The organism is Pedobacter frigoris, from assembly GCF_005116445.1.
GTDB classification, from domain to species: domain Bacteria; phylum Bacteroidota; class Bacteroidia; order Sphingobacteriales; family Sphingobacteriaceae; genus Pedobacter; species Pedobacter frigoris.
Window position 1 is genome coordinate 700,235 of record NZ_SWBQ01000001.1, and the last position, 22,116, is coordinate 722,350.

General features: G+C 41.7%; 15 protein-coding genes. 9 read left to right on the plus strand and 6 right to left on the minus strand.

Annotation, left to right across the window (positions count from 1 at the left end; genetic code table 11):
* Positions 1–8: 8 nt before the first annotated feature.
* The 5 genes from FA047_RS03140 to FA047_RS03160 all read right to left on the minus strand — a co-directional run bounded on the left by FA047_RS03140 (position 9) and on the right by FA047_RS03160 (position 8,005).
* On the minus strand, positions 9–1,505 hold the full coding sequence (locus FA047_RS03140; RefSeq protein WP_225872613.1) for a RagB/SusD family nutrient uptake outer membrane protein: 1,497 nt from the start codon (positions 1,503–1,505) through the stop codon (positions 9–11).
* 32 nt (positions 1,506–1,537) lie between these two features.
* Positions 1,538–4,864 carry a SusC/RagA family TonB-linked outer membrane protein gene (locus FA047_RS03145; RefSeq protein ID WP_136835140.1) on the minus strand — a complete coding sequence of 1,109 codons (3,327 nt, stop codon included), beginning with the start codon at positions 4,862–4,864 and terminating at the stop codon, positions 1,538–1,540.
* A gap of 270 nt (positions 4,865–5,134) precedes the next feature.
* Entirely contained in the window at positions 5,135–6,295 is a 1,161-nt protein-coding gene (locus FA047_RS03150) for a FecR family protein (RefSeq protein ID WP_136834520.1), read from the minus strand.
* A gap of 146 nt (positions 6,296–6,441) precedes the next feature.
* The gene (locus tag FA047_RS03155) at positions 6,442–7,023 is read right to left on the minus strand and encodes an RNA polymerase sigma factor (protein ID WP_136834521.1); all 582 of its coding nucleotides are present in this window, start codon (positions 7,021–7,023) and stop codon (positions 6,442–6,444) included.
* 1 nt (position 7,024) lies between these two features.
* On the minus strand, positions 7,025–8,005 hold the full coding sequence (locus tag FA047_RS03160; protein WP_136834522.1) for a glycoside hydrolase family 43 protein: 981 nt from the start codon (positions 8,003–8,005) through the stop codon (positions 7,025–7,027).
* Between the two features lie 177 nt (positions 8,006–8,182).
* On the opposite strand from FA047_RS03160, the gene FA047_RS03165 reads away from it, so the two are divergent.
* The 5 genes from FA047_RS03165 (at position 8,183) to FA047_RS03185 (ending at position 14,667) form a co-directional block, all read left to right on the plus strand.
* Positions 8,183–9,628: a phytoene desaturase family protein gene (locus FA047_RS03165; RefSeq protein WP_136834523.1), complete on the plus strand. Its 1,446-nt coding sequence runs from the start codon at positions 8,183–8,185 to the stop codon at positions 9,626–9,628.
* 25 nt (positions 9,629–9,653) lie between these two features.
* On the plus strand, positions 9,654–10,910 hold the full coding sequence (locus tag FA047_RS03170; RefSeq protein WP_136834524.1) for a YeiH family protein: 1,257 nt from the start codon (positions 9,654–9,656) through the stop codon (positions 10,908–10,910).
* 36 nt (positions 10,911–10,946) lie between these two features.
* A complete protein-coding gene (locus FA047_RS03175; RefSeq protein ID WP_136834525.1) occupies positions 10,947–11,915 on the plus strand; it encodes a glycoside hydrolase family 43 protein in 969 nt (322 codons plus the stop codon).
* A gap of 108 nt (positions 11,916–12,023) precedes the next feature.
* Positions 12,024–14,111, plus strand: coding sequence for a glycoside hydrolase domain-containing protein (locus tag FA047_RS03180; protein WP_136834526.1), 2,088 nt, complete (start codon positions 12,024–12,026; stop codon positions 14,109–14,111).
* A 79-nt stretch (positions 14,112–14,190) separates the two neighbouring features.
* Positions 14,191–14,667, plus strand: a complete 477-nt coding sequence (locus tag FA047_RS03185; protein WP_136834527.1) for an OsmC family protein — start codon at positions 14,191–14,193, stop codon at positions 14,665–14,667.
* Between the two features lie 79 nt (positions 14,668–14,746).
* On the opposite strand, the gene FA047_RS03190 is transcribed toward FA047_RS03185, so the two are convergent.
* On the minus strand, positions 14,747–15,526 hold the full coding sequence (locus FA047_RS03190; protein ID WP_136834528.1) for a 3-keto-disaccharide hydrolase: 780 nt from the start codon (positions 15,524–15,526) through the stop codon (positions 14,747–14,749).
* Between the two features lie 483 nt (positions 15,527–16,009).
* Between FA047_RS03190 and fabF the strand changes: the two genes are divergently transcribed.
* The 4 genes from fabF to FA047_RS03210 all read left to right on the plus strand — a co-directional run bounded on the left by fabF (position 16,010) and on the right by FA047_RS03210 (position 22,111).
* Positions 16,010–17,260, plus strand: coding sequence for a beta-ketoacyl-ACP synthase II (gene fabF, locus FA047_RS03195; protein WP_136834529.1), 1,251 nt, complete (start codon positions 16,010–16,012; stop codon positions 17,258–17,260).
* Positions 17,261–17,401: 141 nt separating this feature from the next.
* Positions 17,402–19,030: an acyl-CoA carboxylase subunit beta gene (locus FA047_RS03200; RefSeq protein WP_136834530.1), complete on the plus strand. Its 1,629-nt coding sequence runs from the start codon at positions 17,402–17,404 to the stop codon at positions 19,028–19,030.
* A gap of 103 nt (positions 19,031–19,133) precedes the next feature.
* Positions 19,134–20,096 (plus strand): thioredoxin-disulfide reductase, encoded by a 963-nt coding sequence (trxB, locus tag FA047_RS03205; RefSeq protein ID WP_136834531.1) that lies wholly within the window; start codon positions 19,134–19,136, stop codon positions 20,094–20,096.
* A 116-nt stretch (positions 20,097–20,212) separates the two neighbouring features.
* Positions 20,213–22,111 carry a beta-N-acetylhexosaminidase gene (locus FA047_RS03210; RefSeq protein WP_136834532.1) on the plus strand — a complete coding sequence of 633 codons (1,899 nt, stop codon included), beginning with the start codon at positions 20,213–20,215 and terminating at the stop codon, positions 22,109–22,111.
* The last annotated feature ends 5 nt before the right edge of the window (positions 22,112–22,116 follow it).

Genomic DNA, 22,116 nt, shown 5'->3' on the forward strand with positions numbered 1-22,116 from the left:
AACATTGTTTATCTGCCTCCGTAAACCAATTCGTCGTTTGGTAAGGGCAGCACGAAAATATTGTTCGATGCCGGGATAATCGTTCCTGTTTGCCCTACAATGCCTCTGTTTAGTCGCTTGTACATATAAAACAGCTGTCCTTCGGCAATGGTCTCTTTTCTCACATCCTTAATCAGTTCCTTCAGAAAATCTTCCTGCTGATTACTTACTGGAAGTTTATCACCAATATCACGTGCCGAACGTACCTGGTTCAGGTAGTCATAAGCTTTTGCAGGATCGGTAGGGTAAGTAGCTTCTGCAGCGATGTAATACATTTCGCTGAAACGAATGGCAGGTGCCATCAGGTAATGCAGGTTTGCTGTTGCAGTTTCACTCAGTGGATTTCTGCGGTACTTTAAGATCTCAAAAAATGGAGAATTTCCCTGCACAGAATTTTTGGAAAGGAAATATTTATAGCGTGAGTCCATTGAGCCGGCAGTTTGTTTTTCATAGATGAAATCTGCAGCGTCTTCAATGAGGTGAAAGCCATAGGTGCCGGTGCGGAACCACCAATCTTTGACATCTTTTGCCATACCGGGGATGTACCAGCCAAATACCAGCTCTTTATAGAGGATGCGGTCTTTCTTTGCCTCATCAAATGCGCCAAAATCAGTACTTAATGTCCATGGGAATTTTTTAGCATCAATGACTTCTTTGGCGTTGACCAATGCATTGGCCTTGTCATTTTTATAAAGATATACCCTGGCCAGCGTGCCGCAAACCGCATAATAGTTCAGACGGTGCCTTCTGTTTTGAAGGAACAGCGATGCGGAATTCAATTCTGTGGTGATCGTAGTATCTGTTACAGTAGGGTATCCTACTTTGTAACCCGCGCTGCGGATGGGATCGCTGGTCAGCAAGCGTTTTGCTTCTTCCAGATCTTTAAGGATCAGTGCAATGGTTTCAGAAACATTGCTCATCGGTGTTGGGTCCTTGGTGTATCTGGAAGCATAGGGGATGCCCTGTGCGGTAGGATTACTGAGATACGAAGGAGCGAAGAGACGCAGCAGGTCAAAATGGAAGTATGCACGTAGTGCAAGTGCTTCACCTTTTACAATCTCATAATTTGCTCCGGTGAAAATATTCTTTTTCTCATCTACATTTTTCAGTACCAGGTTGCAGTTTACGATGGCACTGTATAAGCCCGCCCAGATTTTATCTTTTCTCTCGATAAACCTGCCATGTTTATAATTGTACAGGGTGGTTTGTCTGTAATCCTGTTGGTCTTCACGCATGGAGTAATTTTGCGCCAGTGCCTCCATTGTTCCGAAGGTTAGCTCAGCACCATAAAGTTCGGATACATTAGCACGGTTGTATATTCCGTTGATTGCATCCATAAAGCCGTTTTCGGTAGAGAACAATACCGGAGCAGCAATCTCAGATTCTGGCTGTAGTTCCAGCCATTTTTTGCAGGAGGAGAGCAATCCTGTAAGCAAAAACAATCCGATTAATAACTTCTTGTTCATATTTTTATATTTTAAAATATCTTTAATCATTCCTAAAATCCTGCTCTTAAACCAAATGTGATACTTCTGGCAAAGGGATAATCAATTCCTCTTTCCTGTTTCACGGACGACCAGCGCAACACGTCATTGGCAGTCAATGTGAAAGTCAGGTTAGTCATCAAAAGTCGTTTCGCATATTTCTGATCCAGATCGTACGACAAAGCCAGTGTCTCCAGGTTCAGCATGTTATCCCTCTGGATAAATCTGGAGTTGACCTCTGTTGTACCTATGTCAGCAATGTTCTTGTAGAAACTCAGGTCTCCGGATTGTTTCCACTTCTCTTCAAATACCCTTCTGTCAACATTATATTTAGGATCAGCATTTTCTACCCTCTCAACGAGTGTCAGGTTATACATGTCGCCTCCAAAATAGGTCCTGAAGTTGGCCGACAGGTTGAAACGCTTGTAGTATATGTTGGTTCCGAAAGAGCCATCCAGCTTAGAATCTGCATTTCCGATAGGCACAATATCTCTCTTGTCGTAGTCGTACGTCAGGGTGCCGTCACGCTTTACATACAATTCACGTCCATTTTCCGGATCTATACCCAGAGATGGTACACCGTAAATGGTATTGATCGACTGACCTTCTCTGTACCTCAGCAATGGTATTCCTCTGAACCCTCCATTTTCCGGTTTCTCTGATTGCAGGTCATCGGCTTTGTCTTCGTATTTTTTTAGTGCATTAGAAATCCTCAGGATTTTGTTTCTGTTGGATACAAAATTGCCAAAGAAACTCACATTCAGGTCTTTGCTGCGGATGGCTTCCCATCTCAGGTTCAGCTCGGCGCCCGTGTTTTCCATATCTCCAAGGTTTTCTTTGTAAGAAAGGAATCCTGTGGAAGGAGGGAGGGTAACATCTGCGAGGATGTCCTTAGTGAATTTTCTGTATACTTTAGGGGTGATGGTCAGGCGGTCTTTAAACAAACCAAGATCAATACTGATGTCTGTCATCCTCGTCTTCTGCCAGGAAAGGTTTTCGTTGCCGTAGTTGTCTACAACGGCGCCAATACCTGACGAGTACCAGTTGCCAGTGTTGTATTTATAGGTAGTCCTTGACAGGTAAGGGGAGAACTCAACAGAGCCGGTTAGTCCGGTAGAAGCCCTTAAACGCAACTGGCTGATCACGCTGTTGCCTTGCAGGAATGGCTCGTTGTGCAGGTTCCAGCCCAGTCCCAGCGACCAGAAAGGTGCTAATTTATTGTCTACTCCGAATCTCGAAGAACCGTCAACTCTTACGGTAGCATCCAGCAGGTATTTATTTTTGAATGAATAGTTGGCACTCAGGAAAGATCCGAATAACCTGGTTTCTTCTTTTTTACTGTTGGGCTTTCCGTCCTCAGCATACCCCTTGGCAAAGCCAATACTGGTAAATCTGTCGTTTGCAAACCCTATGGCTGTAAAGTCTTTGGAATCTTTTAACTCACTCCTCACGTTCACACCGCCTACGAAGTTGATATAGCTTCCGCCAAGTTGTTTCAGCCAGGTCATTCTTAAGGTACCATCCCAGATCAATTCTTTTCTCTGACCGTTGAAATACTCACCTTTCTCATCTGCTTTGTCGGTGGTATAGTCATAAAACTTGTTGGCAAGCGGCGAAGTGAAGATGTCATCGTTGTTAGAACGGCTGGTCAAACTCATTTGCGCCCTTAGCTTCAGGTCTTTTACCAGCTCAAGTTCCGCAGAAAGATTGTCAATGATCTCAGTATAAGCCGATTTGTTGAAGCTGCTCAACTGGGCGTCGAAAAGCGGGTTAAATACAAGAGTCTTGGACCTATCCTGTTTTTCCCATGAATCTATTACCTGCGAATATCTTCCATAAGCGTCCTGCATAGGGAAGTAGGGATTCATTCTTACATAGTTTTTGAAGTCGCCATAAGGAGATTCGGTTGCTGTTACCTGGGTTATAGAGAGGTCATTTCTAAACTGGAACTTATTCAGGTTGTACATAAAGTTCATACCCCCTGAGTATTGGTCTCTGGAAGAACCTTTCATGACACCCGGACGGGTCTGGTAACGAAGATCGACTCCATAACGGAACGCATTGGAACCACCGTCCAGACTTACCGAATGTTTCTGACCGGCGGTAGTGCGTACCGGCTGCGACAACCAGTAGGTATTTACACCGCCAACAACATTTGCATACCTGTGGTAATAAAGTTCATTCAGCAGGTCCTGGGACATACCTTGCTTACCACCATCATAAAGTCCTGCCAGAACCTCGTATTCCATTTTTTCTCTGGCGTTCAATACATCATAATCAGAAAGGTCAGCGCCCGTCACATTCAGTTCATAGTTGTAGTCCACACGCAGTTTACCTTCTCTTGGCGCCCTTGTGGTGACCACCAAGACCCCATTTGCCGCACGTGAACCATAGATGGCCGTTGCCGCTGCGTCTTTTAGCAAGGTGGCTGTTTCTACCCTGTTGATGTCAAGGTCAAATATCTTCTGTACGTTAACCTCGTATCCATCCAGGATAAACACCGGCATATTTACCCCGCTGGTAAAATCATCTCTCCTCAATACTTCTCCATCTCCGCTTGGCAGTGCAGAAGAGCCCCTCACATTGATGTTCGGAATGCGATTGGGATTTGATCCTGCAAGGTTATTTTGCTGAAGTTTAAAAGAAGGATCAAAAGCACCAATGCTGGACAGGAGGTTCTGCGGGTTGATTTTCTTCAGATCCGCTCCGGTCATGGTAATGGCCGTACCTGTGTAGCTTTCCTTTTTGATGGTCTGGTAACCGGTAATGATGACATCAGTCATCTGGTTTACTTCTTCTTCGAGGCTTACGTTGATGGTTTTATTATTCCCAACCTTTACTTCTTTGGTTTTGTAACCCACATACGCAAACACAATCACATCTTCTGAAATGGCATTAATGACATATTCACCGCGGTCATTACTTTGAGACCGGATATTCTTGTTGGCTTTAAGATAAATGGATACTCCAGGAATGATTTCTCCAGTCTTTGCATCGGTAACCTTTCCAGAGATCTGGGCAAACTTAACCGGATTGCCGGGGTTGTTAGGCAGGTTCCTGATGACAATGGTCTTGTTGACGATGTTGAATGTGAGGTTCATTTGTTCTAAAGTTGCCTTTAGTGCCTCTTCCAGGCCTACATTCTTCAATTCTACATTAATCTTTTGGGTATTAATGTTTACATCGCCACTGTAAAAGAACAGGTAGCCGGTTTGTTTTTTGATGTCATTGAAAACGGTTTCCAGGCTTGTGTTCTTCCTGGATATATTGACATTTTGCGAATAACTTGCGGCAGACAAATGCATGGTGCCGATCAGTAATAAAATAGCAACTAATTTCATCACTATAAATAGTTTATACTTTACCCTCCGCATTGTGCATGCGGGGTTGTAAAGAAAAGTTAATTTCATACTTTTGGAATAGAATAAAGTGAACAATTGCAGCCGGGGCTTCAAATCTGGCTGCTGACATTTTTTTTAAGCCGGAAGTAGTGAGATACTTTCGGCTTTTTCTTTTGTGGTTCCTAGCAAATAAGTAGCTTTCTGATCATCAGAGAATGGTTTTTGGTTAAAAATCGGTTAGTTGGTTATGTTGATTAGGGGTGATTCGGTTTAAGGGGTGCTTGAATAGGAAACCTTCACGGTTTTGCCTTTTATTTCAAAGTGTACATTGTTGAGCTCAAGTATTTTAAATACTTCAGATAATTTGCTGCTTCTGGGTATGCCGCCAAAGAATTTTTTGTCGGGTATATTACCAGTGTAAACCACATCTACATCGTACCATCTGGAAACCTCGCGCATTACTGACTTCAGATTATCATTGTCGAAGAAAAACTGGTCATTGATCCAGGCAACTTCTTTTTCAGGATCTATATCTTTTTTTAATAATGAAGTGGTTGTCCGGTCTGCAAGGGTTTGCTGACCAGGGTTGATCATCATGTTGTTTTGACCGAGTAATACTTTAACTGATCCTTCGAGCAGGGTAGTCTTGATCTTATCCTCATTGGTGTAGGCATTGATGTTAAAATTAGTTCCCAACACTTCAACTGTTTGTCCTTCAGATCGTACCTGAAAGCGTTTGCCCGTCTGTTTGGCTACTTCAAAATAAGCTTCCCCTTTTAGTTCCACGATGCGGTCTGATTTTCGGAAGGAATTTGGGAAGGTCAGGGAAGAGGCTGCATTGAGTTTTACTTTGGTTCCGTCTGACAGAACGATAGTATACTGTCCTCCATTTGGAGTAGAAATGGTATTTTGGGTAGGCTCATTAACTATACTTTCATCTCCCGTAACATTGTAAACGATCTGTCCATCAGCTGTTTTTGTGATGTTAATGCCGATTTGATCACTGATTTGGCCTTTGGAAGCATCATCCAATACTATCTTTTTTCCATTGGCCAGTGTTAATATGGCTTTGTTGCCGCCTGGATCAACATCATTAGCCGAGGCTGTAAGATGATTTTTGTCCGTTCGCGGACTTAGTAAAATGAAAAGAGTAACAGAAAGCATCAGAACAACCGATGCTGCTGCCGCATATTTTACCCATTGCCAGGAGTTGCGAGGTTTAATATGCTGATGGTGTTCAAGTTCCTGATCAATGCTGCCTTTAATCAGGTCTTTAATGCGGATAGAATCCTCATCGGTAAGGCTTAAGTCCTCATTTGCATTAAAAAGGTCATAATATTTCTCAAGAAAATTCACTTCTTCAGGGGAGGCTGTCCCCAACCGGTATTTTCTTAAAATGTCAATAAAATATTGTTTGTAGTTGTCTTTCATCGCTAGGTTTATATATACATGAGTCGGCTTTTTTAAAATAGCCCATGCAGGTTGAAAATATTTTTAATTTTATTCGGGGCCTTTGAGATGACGTAGCTATTCGTTAGGAAAGCGGTTGTTAAATCTCAGAATAAAGGTTGTTAAATCTAGCGTCCTTGATATAAAAACAACAGCAAATGCATTAAAAGCATCGAGGATCTCAGACTAGACAGCGCTTTTCCCAGTTGATTTCTTACGGTTTTCGGAGATAGCTCCAGTTGATCGGCGATTTGCTGACTGCTCAGTTCTTCTTCGAAACGCATTTTAAAGATAATGCGTTGTTGTGTCGGGAGTGTATTAACGAGTTCATTAAATGCGATTAGAAATTCCTGATGAAGTACTCCTGAATCAGCTCCGCCAAACGGGCTTTCCAGTTGCTCCGCGACATCAGGCAAAGCGGAATATTTTGCCTCTTTTTCCATCTTTTTAAATACTCCATTTCGGGCGGCAACCAACAGGTAGGCTGGCAGGTTCTCTATCTGAGTTTTGGATCCTCTGGTCCAAAGCTGTACAAAGACATCCTGGGCAATGTCCTGCGACTGCTCTATGTTATTTAACCTTTTGTAAGCGGCATTGAACACCTGCTTCCAGTACTTGTTATATAGTATGTCAAAGGCATGTTTATTCCCCTCACTTAGCTGAAGCAGAAGTGCATTGTCTTCTAAGCTTTGGGAATTATCAGGATACATCTTATAACCGGTTTGCCTTTACTCCTTCAAAGGTAATCTTTACCGGTTTAATATGGCCATTTTCATCAAATTCCATTTTATCAATACATGTTGCACGGTGATTTCCATTGGTTTCTCCCAATGGCCTGCGGTGGTAGATGATATAGTAGTCTTTGGTTTTAGGATTTTGTATGACAGAATGATGTCCTGCACCTGTCGCGATTGTTGGGTCTTGTTTCAGGATTTTGTCAATCCTGTTGAACGGTCCAAGAGGTGAGTCGGCAATGGCATAGGCTACCGAATAATTCGGCCCCGTCCAGCCGCCTTCTGACCACATGAAATAGTATTTGCCATTTCGGATAAACATAAAAGGACCTTCCACATATCCTTTAGGTGTGACCTCTTTATACAATGTACCATCTGGGAATGGGACAATACTTTTAAAATCATCACTTAGCTTAACTACGTTACAATGCGACCAGCCTCCATAATAAAGGTAGTGCTGTCCATCCTTATCTTTAAAAACATATTGGTCGATGGGTTGTGCGCCGTTATGAAATTTATCGATCAGCGGCTTGCCAATATGGTCTTTGAAAGGGCCATATGGTTTATTGGAAACTGCTACGCCAATACCACCTGTTTCTTTATCATTTTGAATATCATTAGCTCCAAAAAACAAGTAGTATTTGTTGCCTTTTTTAATAATTGAAGGTGCCCACATCGCCTTGTTTGCCCATTTGATATTATCCTTACTCAAAATATTCGGGTACTTTTTCCAGGTAACGAGGTCTTTTGAACTGAAAGCATCCATGAAGATCTGCTCTTCATATTTTGCAGAGTAGGTAGGGTATACCCAATATTCTTTTCCAAAAATGGTTGCTTCAGGATCAGCATACCATCCCTGGAATATCGGATTTCCTGAAGTGCTTTTTTCAGGCGTCTTTTGTGCGAATGTTGATAATGCCAAAAACGGCAGACAGAATAAGATGATACGGGTCTTCATTTATTAATTTTTTTAAAGAATATTGTTCGGCGTGTCCAAGATATAATATTATCAACTTTTATGCAAAGAAAAAGCGTTTTAGCTTAGCTTTTAAAGCCGAATAAAAACATTTAGGTGATTTTAGAATATTTCTCTTTAAATAATATCCATATCTTCACGATTTGCAGATGCCGATTAATGAAAAATAATAAAACTGATTTTGATGCCATAGTAGTAGGCTCCGGTCCAAATGGACTGGCGGCTGCGATTACCATGCAACAGGCCGGACTTTCGGTGCTGATCATTGAGGGAAAGGACAAGATTGGCGGAGGTCTGCGCTCGGCAGAGCTGACCTTACCGGGTTTTGTTCACGACATTTGCTCAGCCATTCATCCCCTGGCAATAGGTTCGCCATTTTTCAATACTTTACCGCTAAGTGATCATGGTTTGCTCTATCAGTTTCCAGATCTCGCCGCCGCCCATCCATTTGATGATGGCAGTGCTGCGGTATTGAGTTCGTCTCTGGCGGAAACTGCTAAGTCATTAGGGATAGACGAGCAGGTTTATCTTAAACTAATAGGGTCATTGGTAAAGGATTGGCCGGATATTGCAGGCGACGTTTTAGGCCCGCTTCATTTCCCAAAATATCCTCTTGCTATGGCTAAATTTGGTTTAAATGCGCTGACATCGGCTACTTACCTGGCAAAGAAATTTAAAACTAAAGAAGCTAAAGGGCTTTGGGCGGGGATGGTGGCACATTCCATACAACCATTATCAAATTTAAGTACTTCTGCTATTGGTCTTGTGTTAATGGCGGCGGCACACCTCAAGGGCTGGCCGATTCCTGCAGGCGGATCCCAGCAGATCGCCACTGCATTGAGCTCCTATTTCATTTCGCTTGGTGGGAGGATTGAGACAGGACGATTTATCAATTCGCTGGATGAACTGCCTTCATCCAAAACAGTACTCTTTGATGTAACACCAAGGCAGCTGTTGAAGATTGCAGGACATAAATTCTCTTCTATCTATAAATGGCAGCTGGAAAGGTACCGTTATGGAATGGGCGTGTTCAAGGTCGACTGGGCGCTTGATGGTCAGATTCCATTTATAGCAGAGCAAGCCCGAAGAGCCGGAACCGTGCATATAGGTAATACGATTGAAGAAATTGTATTTTCGGAGAAAAGCTGCTGGCAAGGCAAGCACGTGGACAAGCCTTTTGTTTTACTCGCCCAGCAAAGCTTATTTGATGATACCAGAGCCCCGGAAGGAAAGCATACCGCCTGGGCTTATTGTCATGTACCCAATGGTTCTACCAAGGACATGACTAATATCATTGAAAAGCAGGTAGAACGTTTTGCGCCTGGCTTCAGGGAATTGATTCTTGCAAAACATAGTATGGATACCAGCGAAATTGAAGCCTATAATCCAAATTACGTCGGTGGCGATATCAATGGCGGAGTGATAGATCTGGGTCAGCTTTTTACGAGACCTGCACTTAGAAGTTCACCTTACCGTACCTCGGCAAAGGGTCTGTACATTTGTTCTTCATCAACCCCGCCAGGTGGGGGAGTACATGGCATGTGTGGTTATCATGCTGCCAAACGTGCGTTAAAGGATATTTTCTCCATCATTATCGACAATTAAGAAACACAAATAAAACCAATATATAATGTCTGAAAACAAACAATTTAGTATTCATGAAGACTGGGTGGTGGTCATACTCGGCGCACTCACCATTATTTTATCCATTTCCGGGCTCGTACTGCCTGTTCCTGTTTTTGGCTGGAAAACAGTTGCGGATCTATCGGCTACCGTATTGTCGGTGGCAAATCTTGAAATCATAGGACTGCAATTTCTTTTTGTGATTGCAATAGCTGCACTGGGAGCCTTCTTGACCGGTAAATCAGTGAGAAGTGCATTATTTACCTTTCCGTTTGTATATATTCTCACCATAGTCGCGCTCGTTATCGCCGGCAACAGTCAGGTCAAAGCCTTAAATCTCGAAGCTGTGATTTTTAGTTTGGCGATAGGACTGGCCATAGGCAATTTTTTCAAATTGCCAGAATGGTTCAAATCTTCTCTGTCTACAGAGTTGTTTGTGAAGATTGGTTTGGTATTGCTCGGTACGAGCGTCATCTTTTCCGACATTTTAAAAGCGGGTTCACTAGGCCTGGTTCAGGCGTTGGTTGTGGTACTGTCGGTTTGGTATTTTGCATTCTGGCTGTGCAAGAAACTGAAGGTGGATGAGGAGCTGACTATGATGATTTCCAGCGCAGTATCTATATGCGGAGTTTCAGCAGCTATTGCCACTTCAGGAGCCATCAAGGGAGATTCTAAAAAGCTGTCCTACGTCATATCAATGGTGCTCATTACAGCCATCCCAATGATGATTTTTATGCCATATATCGCGAATTATTTCAATTTCCCGCAGGCTGTTACAGGAGCATGGCTGGGAGGAAGTATAGATACCACAGGTGCTGTAGTGGCATCAGGTACACTGGTAGGAGAGGAAGCTTTAAAGATCAGTACCATCGTTAAATTTTCTCAGAATGTGTTGCTGGGGATTGCAGCTTTTGCAATTTCAGTATACTGGACTTACACACAACATCCTGCCGGTAAAGATACGGCATCAAAACCTACATTAAAAGTAATCTGGGAGCGTTTCCCTAAATTTGTGATCGGATTTATAGGCGCATCATTGTTATTCTCTTTCTTTGTTTCTCCGGAAACAAATGCAGCAGTTAAAGGCAGTCTTAAGAACCTCCAGGGTCTTTGGTTTGCCCTCGCCTTTACCAGTATAGGCTTGGAAACTAACTTTAAAGATCTTTTCAGCAGAAATAGTAAGACACCTTTCTATGCATTTTTAATTGCTCAGGGTTTTAATATTATTGTCACCCTGATCATTGCTTTCTTTTTATTTGGTTAATTAATCCATTATCTTGGTTTTAATAAATAAAACCTGATGTTTAGAAATAACATATTGCGACAGGTATGGATCATCGTCATACCTGTCATTTTTTTAGCTGCTTCTTCACTGAAACCATCTGATGAAATTCTTCTGGCAGATCCTACGATTTTTCTGGATAAAGGTATTTATTACCTCTATGGTACAGGAGGAGAAAATGGTTTTATGGTATATCAGTCGACAGACCTTAAAAAATGGACCGGACCGGTGGGGCACAACAAGGGTTATGCGCTAAGCAAAGGAGAGTCTTATGGCACCAAGGGCTTTTGGGCCCCTCAGGTGTTTAAGCATAAAGGAACTTATTATATATCTTACACGGCCAATGAGCAGATTGCCGTAGCGACAAGTAATAGCCCGCTGGGTCCGTTTAAACAAAAGGTATTGAAGCCATTATCCAGAACAGGAAATCAAATAGATCCATTTATCTATTTCGATACTGACGGTACGCCATACCTTTATCACGTAAAGCTACAGCAGGGAAACAGGATTTTTGTTGTCAAAATGAAGAAAGACCTTTCAGATATCACAACTGAAAGAGCTATAGAATGCATTTCTGGAATTGAAAAATGGGAGAATACAGAAAATACCGGTTGGCCGGTTACGGAAGGTCCCACTGTGATTAAGCGCAATAAACTTTATTACCTCATTTATTCGGCAAATGACTTCAGAAGCAAAGATTATGCAGTTGGCTATGCCACTTCAAATTCGCCGATGGGCCCGTGGAAGAAACATTCCGGAAGCCCATTCATCAGCAGGTCAAATATTGGGTTAAATGGGACAGGCCATGGCGACTTGTTCAAAGATAAGTCCGGTAATTATCAGTATGTCATGCACGTACACCATTCAAATAATAAAGTTTCACCCAGAATAACAGCACTTGTAAAAGTTGACTTCAGCAGACGGAGCGAACTTGACGATGAGCTTGTCGCTGATCCATCAACCTTTAAATTGTTTTCCAAAGATTAACACATTTTTATATGATGGTGAACACAACATTAAGTTTTTTACTTCGAGCACAAATCGCCTTTGATTTAAAACTAAAACGTTAAATTGCTTCAGTATTCAATAACAGATATGAAATATTTTGCACTCTTTTTTTTAATCATTACTTCCCAGTTTACCTTCGCGCAAGAGCCATCAAAAACTAAATTCAAGAAAAACTCAAGAGACTTGACTTCCGATGTAAATGTCTTTCTAGGCTCATCCGGCGACCACGGACAATTGTCGCCGGCAGCCAGTTATCCTTTTAGTATGCTGAGTATTGGTCCGCAAACCTACCCAAATCTACATGCAGGTTATGAGCACTCAGCTAAGCAATTTCTGGGCTTTACTCACAATCGCTTTGAAGGGGTGGGTTGCACTGGGAGTGGGGGAAACCTGATGATTAAACCTTACCTGGGAAATGATCCCGCTAAAGGGGAGTTGATAAAATCAAAAGAACAGGCATCTCCGGGATACTACAGTGTGGGATTTGAAAATAAGATGACAGCTGAAATGGTTGTTTATAAAAACCAGGGTATGCACCGTTACCGCATGCCGCAGGGCGAAAAAGGTTTTGCTATTGATTTGGGATACGCTTTTAACGGGGCATTCGTTGCTGAAGAACATCAAGTACAAAACAATGCCATAACCGGTATGATTGCTTCAAAAACGACATGTGGCGCTGGTGTTTATCGCATCTATTATCTCATTGAATTTAGCAAGCCGGTAAAATTCCAGTCTGCTGGCGATCATAAATTCAATGCTGTTCCCAATGCCGCAGATACAGAGTTGGAGATTAAAGTGAGTTTTTCGTCTACCAGTATTGACTATGCGAAAAGAACGCTTAGTAAGCTTAGTTTTGACCAGCTGAAGGAAGAAAGTAAGCGGGGTTGGAATAGCCACCTGAACCGTATTGTGGTAAAGGGCGATAAAGAAAGAGAAAAGTTGTTTTATTCACTTCTTTACCGCACCATCCAATCTCCTTATCAGATTTCTGAAATTGACGGAACCTATAAAGCAATAGATGGGTCTACCCAAAAAGCAGAAGGTATAAAATATAACGGCTGGGCCATATGGGACAATTACAGAACGCAGCTGCCTTTACTTTCAATTGCCTATCCCGAAAGATACCAGGACATAGCCGGGTCTATTGCCAATCTTTACACCTATGGCAAAAAGGACTATGCAACTAAATTTGAGCCTTCGCCAACAGTAAGGACAGAACATGCGGTAGTAGTTGTGCTGGACGCCATAAGAAAGGGTTATAAAATAAACACCGGAAAGATCATAGACTCTCTGATTAAAGAAGTCGACCATCTGGATTATGGAGCGCCTGATAAAGCATTAGAATCATCTTACGATGCCTGGGCGCTTTCTGAGATACTGAGTATAATGGGCAAAAAGGATGCTGCTGATAAATACAAGCAAAAAGCGCTGGAGTATAAAAACTACTGGAACAAGGACTTTAAAGACATCACTAAGTCTGACGTAGACAGAATGCAGGCACGCAAGCTTTATCAGGGGACGATATGGCAGTACAGGTGGTTCGTGCCGTTTGATGTAAAGGGTTTAACAGAACTGATCGGAGGTGAGAAGACCTATCTGGAACAGCTGGATTATTTCTTCAAAAATGACCTGTATAACCACGCTAATGAACCTGATTTGCAGGTGCCATTGATGTACAATACAACTCCACAAGCCTGGAAGTCTCAAAAACTGATGCACAACTACGCAGTAGATACGGTGGTACAATATTACTTTAATGACAACAGCAGGGGTATAGATCCGTTTGTCGACCGCATCTATAAAAATACAGATAAAGCTTATATCCGCACGATGGATGACGATGCAGGAGCCATGTCTGCATGGTTTGTACTTACTGCTGCGGGTATTTCACCTGCATGTGTTGGCTGGCCTGTGTATTACCTGAACGTACCGCTGTTTGAAACAGTGACGTTTAACTGGGAGAATGGTAAAAGTCTGAATATTAAAGTTCAGAATTTCTCGGATAAGAATCTATACATCAAAGAAGTAAGTTTAAACGGTAAAAAGCTGGATCGCAACTGGATCACTCAAAAAGAGATCATGGATGGAGGAACGTTAGATATTACGGCAACCGATCAGCCCCAGGAAAATAAAAATGCCTGGATTTCAGATATTAACAGAAAGGCAGTGCAGTAAGTATCTAACTTTTCGAAAAATGTATGGAAACCTGCACAAGAATGTTTAAATTGGGATTATCAAGTATAAACACATAGTTATGGCTAAAATGCATGAATACCAGACGAGTTTGGTATGGACAGGAAATAAAGGTTCAGGTACGATGGATTACAGGTTATACGACCGTAGTTATGTAATTTCGGTAGATCATAAAGCGGATATACAGGGCTCCTCTGATTCTGCATTTATGGGCGATAAAAGCAAACACAATCCGGAAGATCTCTTGGTATCCTCCATATCCTCGTGTCATATGTTATGGTATTTGCACCTATGCTCCCAAAACGGAATCATAGTTTTAGATTACAAAGATAGAGCGGTGGGTGTTATGGAAGAAAATGCTGATGGCAGCGGACGTTTTACTTCAGTAGTCCTGAATCCGGAAGTGACCATCAACAAAGAAGGAAACGTTGATCAGGCGAATGCACTGCACGCCCAGGCGCATAAAATGTGTTTCATAGCCAATTCGTGTAATTTTCCAATAACTCATCAGCCAAAGTGTATTGTTGAAAGAAGTTAAGACAGGCTGATAAAATCAATAAAATATAAACCCGTCATTGCATGGTATTTCGCAATGACGGGTTTTTTATCTATGTATTTTACAATTCCCTTAACCAGATGTTGCGGAAGCTTAATGGCTCACTTGGGTCCCCATGTGACTGAAGTTTTATTGGAGATGCTCCGTGTGCCTTTCTGTAAGCCGCATCTCCGATGTATTGAGTAGGGCCTTTTAAAGTAATATTGTCTTGTACCAGTACACCGTTAAAAAGTACAGTAACCCTTGCTGGTGTTTTTACTGATTTATCATCATTGAAAGTTGGAGCGGTCCAGATTACATCGTAAGAGTTCCATTCACCAGGTTTGTTTGTCGGATTGGCTAAAGGAACAAACTGTTTGTAGATACTTGCAGCCTGCCCATTTGTATAAGTGTCATTTTTATAAGAATCAAGGATTTGCAATTCATAGCCATCATCTCCTTTGCCGATTGAAGCAAGGAAAAGGCCACTATTACCACGTCCCTGACCCTTTCCTTTAATATTTGCAGGAACTTTCCATTCGATATGCAATTGGTAGTTGAGGAACGCTTGTTTTGTTTCTATATTCCCTGATTTTTTGTTTACAGTAAATTCATTATTTGCTACAGTCCATTGTGCAGTCTGATCCCTGTTATTGGTCATGACCCATTTGCTCAGGTCCTTTCCATCGAAAAGAATGATCGCATCTGAAGGGGCAGGGGTAGTTAGGGCCTTTGCTTCTACAATTTTGGGAATAGGTGTATACACTTCAGTTTCCTCTGGTTTTGTTTTTTCCTGCGCATTTGTCATACTGAGCGTTCCTATAACTAAAGTGGAGGTGAAGATTGTTTGTCTAAAATTCATCGTGTGTTTTTAAATAGTTTATTATGTTGGATTAGTAAGCTAAAGGTAGCCGATAAATAGCGCTATTCAAAAATATTTTGGTCACATAATTTTGCCTAAATTCGATTTAGCAAGAGCTCAGTGCTTATTGCTGCTGACTGTCGCTGATCTGGTGATGCGCTCGCTATGCGTTCGTATCTACCAAGGTATTGATAGGGTGTTGATTCGGTCTGGATCGAACCAACACCCTAGAAGATACGGAGCGATACCGGAGTAGATACGAGCACATGGCGGAACTTAGGCAGCTAATGTGTCGGGCGGCTAATGATATGTGAATCTATTGAAATTACTTCATATGGCTTATTTAAGAAGAATGTTGTAAATTGCAGCGCAAATTTACTCAGGATAAAGAAAATCTTGAATGGGATAAATAGGTGATGGGTACAATTTTAATTAACCCGGAAGCTTTTAAAAGAGCAGCCGTTAATAGAAAATAAGTAAAATATGAAAAGAGTAGTAGTGACAGGTTTAGGAGCTGTAACCCCTTTGGGTAATACAGTGCAAGAGTTTTGGGACAATATTGTGGCCGGAAAAAGCGGCGTATCAGCAATAACCAAATTTGATGCTTCAAAATTCAAAACTAATTTTGCCGCTGAGGTTAAAGACTTTAATGCCGAAGAGTATATTGACAAGAAGGAAGTAAAGAAATATGACGTTTTTACTCAATATGCAATTGCTGCAAGTGATCAGGCTATTAAAGATTCCGGACTTGATTTTGAAAATATGTCTGAAGCTGACCGTTATGAAGTTGGTGTAGTTTGGGGGTCTGGAAATGGTGGTATAGGGACTTTTGAACAGCAACTGAAAGATTTTCATCTGGGTGATGGTACTCCAAGATTTAACCCCTATTTCATTCCTAAAATGATCATTGATATTGCGGCCGGGGTAATTTCTATTCGCAATAAACTCCATGGACCGAACTACGCTACAGTATCTGCTTGTGCTTCTTCGAACACAGCGATCATAAATGCATTTGATACTATCCGGTTAGGTAAGGCTACTATAATGGTTGCCGGAGGTTCTGAAGCAGCAATTACTCCTTCATCAGTAGGTGGTTTTAACGCTGCTCAGGCATTATCTAAAAATAACGAAGACCCTCAGGGTGCTTCACGTCCATTTGATATAAACAGAGATGGATTTGTGATCGGTGAAGGTGCAGGTGCTTTAATTCTTGAAGAACTGGAACATGCGGTGAAAAGAGGTGCGCATATTTATGCAGAAATGGTTGGCGGTGGTATGGCTGCTGATGCTTATCACCTGACTGGAACACCTCCGGATGGATTAGGCGCATCTTTAGGTATATCAAAAGCTTTGGCTGATGCAGGAATAACGCCTGATAAAATTGATTATATCAATGCCCACGCTACTTCAACAGGTCTGGGAGATATAGGTGAGCTAAATGGTATTAAGAAAGTATTTGGTGATTTGCCTGTAGCTATTAGCGCTACTAAATCTATGACTGGTCACCTTTTGGGTGGGGCCGGTGCAATAGAAAGTGTAATCAGTGTACTTTCTGTAAAGAACGACATCATTCCGGCTACGATAAATACCAAAGATATTGATCCGGCAATACCTAAAGGTTTTAATTTTATTTTAGGTACGTCGGTACACCAACCGGTAAACTATGTAGTGAATAACACATTTGGTTTCGGTGGACATACAGCGACTTCTATATTCAAGAAGTATACGGACTAAGGTTAAATCGAAAGTCTGGTTTTTACTTTGATCGTCATTCTGAAATAAATTCGGAATGACGATCTTTAGTTAAGGGTGTTTCTATACCAAATCCTAATTTGGACTTTTGTTCCATAAAAAAATACAATTAACTTGCCTGCGATGGATATAGAATTCAATAAAAACGAGGACGTTAATAAACAGTCAGTTTACGAGTTAAAGACACGTTTAAAAAAGATATATAAAGGTGGGGGAGATAAGAGTGCGGCGAAGCAAAAGGAGAAAGGTAAAATGCTCGTTCGTGAGCGCATTGCCTATCTGATCGACCAAGAAAGCAAGTTTCTGGAAATCGGAGCTTTTGCGGCAGAAGACATGTATGCTGAACAAGGGGGGTGCCCCTCTGCAGGTGTGGTATGCGGAATCGGATATGTATCAGGAAGACAATGCATGATTGTCGCTAATGATGCGACTGTAAAAGCCGGGGCATGGTTTCCTATGACTGCCAAGAAAAATCTGAGGGCTCAGGAAATTGCAATGGAAAACAGGTTACCAGTAATCTATCTGGTGGACAGTGCCGGGGTTTATTTGCCTATGCAGGATGAAATATTTCCTGACAAGGAGCATTTTGGCAGGATGTTCAGAAATAATGCACTGATGTCTTCGGATGGCATCGTTCAGATTGCCGCGATTATGGGTTCTTGTGTGGCAGGTGGTGCCTATCTGCCAATTATGAGTGACGAGGCAATGATCGTTGATGGCACAGGTTCTGTATTCCTGGCGGGTTCTTACCTCGTTAAATCTGCCATTGGAGAGGAAGTAGATAATGAAACCCTTGGCGGAGCAACAACGCACTGTGAAATTTCAGGTGTAACAGATTATAAGCATCCAAATGATCAGGCTTGCCTGGATAGCATCAGAAACATTATGAGCAAGATGGGTGCGCCAGAGGTAGCGGGATTCGACCGGATAAAGCCAGGTCTCCCTAAATTCGCAGAGGAGGAGATTTATGGGATTTTGCCTGAGAACAGAGAGAAACCTTATGATATGCTGGATATGATCCATCGTTTGGTAGATGACTCGGATTTTGAAGAATACAAGAAGTTATATGGACAAAGCATCATATGTGGATTAGGAAGGATTGATGGTTGGGCAGTTGGTATTGTAGCCAACCAGCGTAAAGTAGTGAAATCCAAAAAAGGAGAGATGCAGTTTGGTGGCGTAATTTATTCAGACAGTGCTGATAAAGCGACCCGTTTCATTATGAACTGTAATCAGAAGAAAATTCCTTTGGTATTTTTGCAGGATGTGACCGGATTTATGGTGGGCAGCAGATCTGAGCACGGAGGAATCATTAAAGATGGAGCTAAAATGGTCAATGCGGTAGCCAATTCAGTAGTGCCTAAATTCACTATTGTTATCGGTAACTCTTATGGCGCAGGTAACTATGCGATGTGCGGTAAGGCTTATGATCCAAGATTGATCTATGCCTGGCCAAGCGCAAAGATTGCCGTAATGGGAGGGACCCAGGCGGCCAAGGTATTGCTGCAGATTCAGGAGGCGTCACTTAAAGCAAAAGGAGAGGCGATAACTCCTGAAAAAGAAGCAGCGCTGTTGAAAGAAATTACGGATCGTTATAATAGTCAGACAACACCATATTATGCCGCTTCCCGACTTTGGGTTGACGGAATTATAGACCCTAAAGACACCAGACAGGTAATTTCGATGGGAATTGAAGCGGCAAACCAGTCGCCCATCAAGAGACAGTTTAATGTGGGTGTAATCCAGACCTAAGTTCAATTATAATCTATAAATCACAATGTTGCATTTGTTACATTATGCGGTTTGCTGGATAGCCGGATAAAGCGTAATTTTGCTGTGTAATACAATTAAAAATATGTCACAAGAAATAGAACACGTTCAATGTTTAATTATAGGGTCAGGTCCTGCTGGTTATACGGCTGCAATTTATGCCGCACGTGCAGATCTTAAGCCCGTTATGTATACTGGCATGGAGCCAGGTGGTCAATTGACCCAAACAACGGAAGTTGATAATTTTCCCGGATATCCTAATGGAATAACTGGTCCTGAGATGATGGAAGATTTCCGTAAGCAGGCGGAACGCTTTGGTACAGATATCCGTTTTGGTTACGTAAGTTCAGTAGATTTTACTTCGATGCCCCATAAAGTTGTCGTGGATGAAATTAAAACAATCACTGCAGATACCGTAATTATTTCAACCGGCGCTACAGCTAAATGGCTTGGATTGCCTAGTGAACAACAATATAACGGATTTGGTGTATCAGCTTGTGCTGTATGTGACGGATTTTTCTTCAAAGGGCAGGATGTAGCAATAGTAGGTGCGGGTGATACAGCTGCGGAGGAGGCTACTTACCTGGCTAAACTTTGTAAAAAAGTATATATGTTGGTTAGAAGGGATGAATTCAGAGCTTCTAAAGCTATGGTACACAGGGTGATGAATACCCCGAATATTGAAGTAATTTACAATTCAGAAACCAAAGAAATTCTTGGTAATGGTAAAAATGTAACAGGCGTAAGGGTACTGAACAACCAAACAGGTGCAGAATCTGATTTGCCGGTTGAAGGATTTTTTGTAGCGATTGGCCATAAACCTAATACAGACATCTTTAAAGGATGGTTGGAAATGGATGAGACTGGTTATCTGAAAACAATACCTGGTTCTACAAAAACAAATGTAGAAGGAGTATTTGCTTGTGGAGATGTGCAGGATCACTATTATCGCCAGGCGGTTACAGCTGCTGGTTCGGGATGTATGGCGGCCCTAGATGCTGAGCGTTATCTTGCAGCTAAAGAAGATGAGGTAAAAGTTTTGTCTTAATTGACATTTTATTAGATATGAGGCAGAATCATTATGATTCTGCCTTTTTTTTGTGCTTTTTCTTAAGAGATTTTTTTATCTTGTGGCTTAATACAATCAAAAATTTGACCACACACATGAAAAGATTATTATCAATTACGCTTATGGCATTTATCTCGGTAAATGTATTGGCGCAAACTGATGCCAATATGGGGATTATCCCTGCCCCGGTATCTGTAACTAAAAAGAGCGGTTCTTTTAAATTGGACAAAACTGTAGTATTGGTGTCTGCAGATGCTGCAAATGCCAAAGTTACAGATTTGCTGAATGCTGCAATTGTAACCAAAGCCGGATATGCCCTTAGAGAAGTGAAAACTGCAGGAGCGAGTGATAGGGCAATTGTGATTACTTCTGCAGGAGCGGATAAGTTACCTGCTGAGGGTTATACCATTGACATCACTGATAAAAAAATAACGATTACAGGTAAAGATGCGGGTTTGTTCTATGCTGTACAGTCTGCCATTCAGTTACTTCCTGAGAAAAAGAATGATCAGATTGTCGTAAATGCCGCAACAATAAATGATTATCCAAGATTCAAATATAGAGGTATGCACCTTGATGTAGGCCGTCATATGTTCCCTGTCGCTTTCGTTAAGAAATACATTGACATCATGTCCCAGTACAAACTGAATACTTTTCACTGGCATTTAACTGAAGATCAGGGATGGAGAATTGAAATCAAGAAATATCCCAAATTAACCAGTGTTGGTGGCAGCAGAAATGGAACCATCATTGGTCACCACCCTGGCGTAGCTACAGATAACGAAGTTTATAAAGGATTTTATACTCAGAATGAGGTGAAAGAAATTGTAGCTTATGCTACGGCAAGATTTATCAATGTGATCCCGGAGATAGAAATGCCAGGTCATGCTTCGGCTGCGATTGCGGCTTACCCTGAATTGAGCTGTTTCCCTGATAGAGATACTTTTGTAGATGCAAAAACCCCATGGGCCGGCTCAAGAAAAGGAAAACAAGTGCAGCAGCAGTGGGGTGTATTTGATGATGTATTTGTGCCTAGTGAGAATACATTCAAATTCCTTGAAAATGTATTGGATGAAGTGATTGCACTTTTCCCTTCTAAATATATTCATATTGGTGGTGATGAAAGCCCTAAAGAATACTGGAAAGAAAGTGAGTTTTGTCAGAAACTGATCAAACAGCTTGGAATAAAGGATGAACATGAACTACAAAGCTATTTTATCCAGAGAATCGAAAAATACCTGAATTCAAAAGGCCGTTCTATCATCGGATGGGATGAAATCCTTGAAGGCGGACTAGCACCAAATGCGACCGTGATGTCATGGAGAGGTACTGCCGGAGGAATTGCTGCAGCTAAGCAAAAACATGATGTAATCATGACACCTAATGGAAATGGTCTGTATTTTGACCATAAACAATCTGAGTCTGTTGATGAGCCGACAAACATCGGAGGTTTATCGAATTATGCTAAAGTATATTCTTATGATCCGATCCCCGCTGAACTGACCGCTGATGAAAAGAAACATGTAATTGGTGTTCAAGCTAATTTGTGGACAGAGTATGTGAGAACGCCTGAAAAAGTAGAGTATTTTATTTTTCCAAGGATATTCTCTTTATCGGAAATTGCATGGAGCCCGGTAGAACGTAAGGACATTAAAAACTTCTCTGAAGAACGCTTGCCGTTACATTTGGCTAAACTGGACAGAGAGAAAATAAATTACTGGGTGCCGGCACCAATAGGCCTGAAAGACAAGGTAATGAACGGACAGGATTTTAATATTGAGTTGAAAGAACCGGTACCGGGAGCTAAGATCTATTACACATTTGACCTTACGCGTCCATCTGAAAATGGTAATTTATATAAAGGTCCAATCAAAGTCGTGGTTCCTCAAGGACAAAAACGTGTATTGAAAACGATCGTTATCACTCCAGGAGGCAGACGAAGTGTCGTTACGGAGACGATCTTAAACAATGGTGCAGATTTGAAAGCTAAATAAACTAT

Excerpts from the sequence above, each read along its gene's own strand:
- FA047_RS03210 (WP_136834532.1), top strand. The coding sequence starts at position 20,213 with ATGAAAAGATTATTATCAATTACGCTTATGGCATTTATCTCGGTAAAT.
- FA047_RS03180 (WP_136834526.1), top strand. The coding sequence starts at position 12,024 with ATGAAATATTTTGCACTCTTTTTTTTAATCATTACTTCCCAGTTTACC.
- FA047_RS03150 (WP_136834520.1), bottom strand. The coding sequence starts at position 6,295 with ATGAAAGACAACTACAAACAATATTTTATTGACATTTTAAGAAAATAC.
- trxB (WP_136834531.1), top strand. The coding sequence starts at position 19,134 with ATGTCACAAGAAATAGAACACGTTCAATGTTTAATTATAGGGTCAGGT.
- FA047_RS03160 (WP_136834522.1), bottom strand. The coding sequence starts at position 8,005 with ATGAAGACCCGTATCATCTTATTCTGTCTGCCGTTTTTGGCATTATCA.
- fabF (WP_136834529.1), top strand. The coding sequence starts at position 16,010 with ATGAAAAGAGTAGTAGTGACAGGTTTAGGAGCTGTAACCCCTTTGGGT.
- FA047_RS03200 (WP_136834530.1), top strand. The coding sequence starts at position 17,402 with ATGGATATAGAATTCAATAAAAACGAGGACGTTAATAAACAGTCAGTT.
- FA047_RS03190 (WP_136834528.1), bottom strand. The coding sequence starts at position 15,526 with ATGAATTTTAGACAAACAATCTTCACCTCCACTTTAGTTATAGGAACG.
- FA047_RS03155 (WP_136834521.1), bottom strand. The coding sequence starts at position 7,023 with ATGTATCCTGATAATTCCCAAAGCTTAGAAGACAATGCACTTCTGCTT.
- FA047_RS03140 (WP_225872613.1), bottom strand. The coding sequence starts at position 1,505 with ATGAACAAGAAGTTATTAATCGGATTGTTTTTGCTTACAGGATTGCTC.
- FA047_RS03145 (WP_136835140.1), bottom strand. The coding sequence starts at position 4,864 with ATGAAATTAGTTGCTATTTTATTACTGATCGGCACCATGCATTTGTCT.
- FA047_RS03170 (WP_136834524.1), top strand. The coding sequence starts at position 9,654 with ATGTCTGAAAACAAACAATTTAGTATTCATGAAGACTGGGTGGTGGTC.
- FA047_RS03175 (WP_136834525.1), top strand. The coding sequence starts at position 10,947 with ATGTTTAGAAATAACATATTGCGACAGGTATGGATCATCGTCATACCT.
- FA047_RS03165 (WP_136834523.1), top strand. The coding sequence starts at position 8,183 with ATGAAAAATAATAAAACTGATTTTGATGCCATAGTAGTAGGCTCCGGT.
- FA047_RS03185 (WP_136834527.1), top strand. The coding sequence starts at position 14,191 with ATGGCTAAAATGCATGAATACCAGACGAGTTTGGTATGGACAGGAAAT.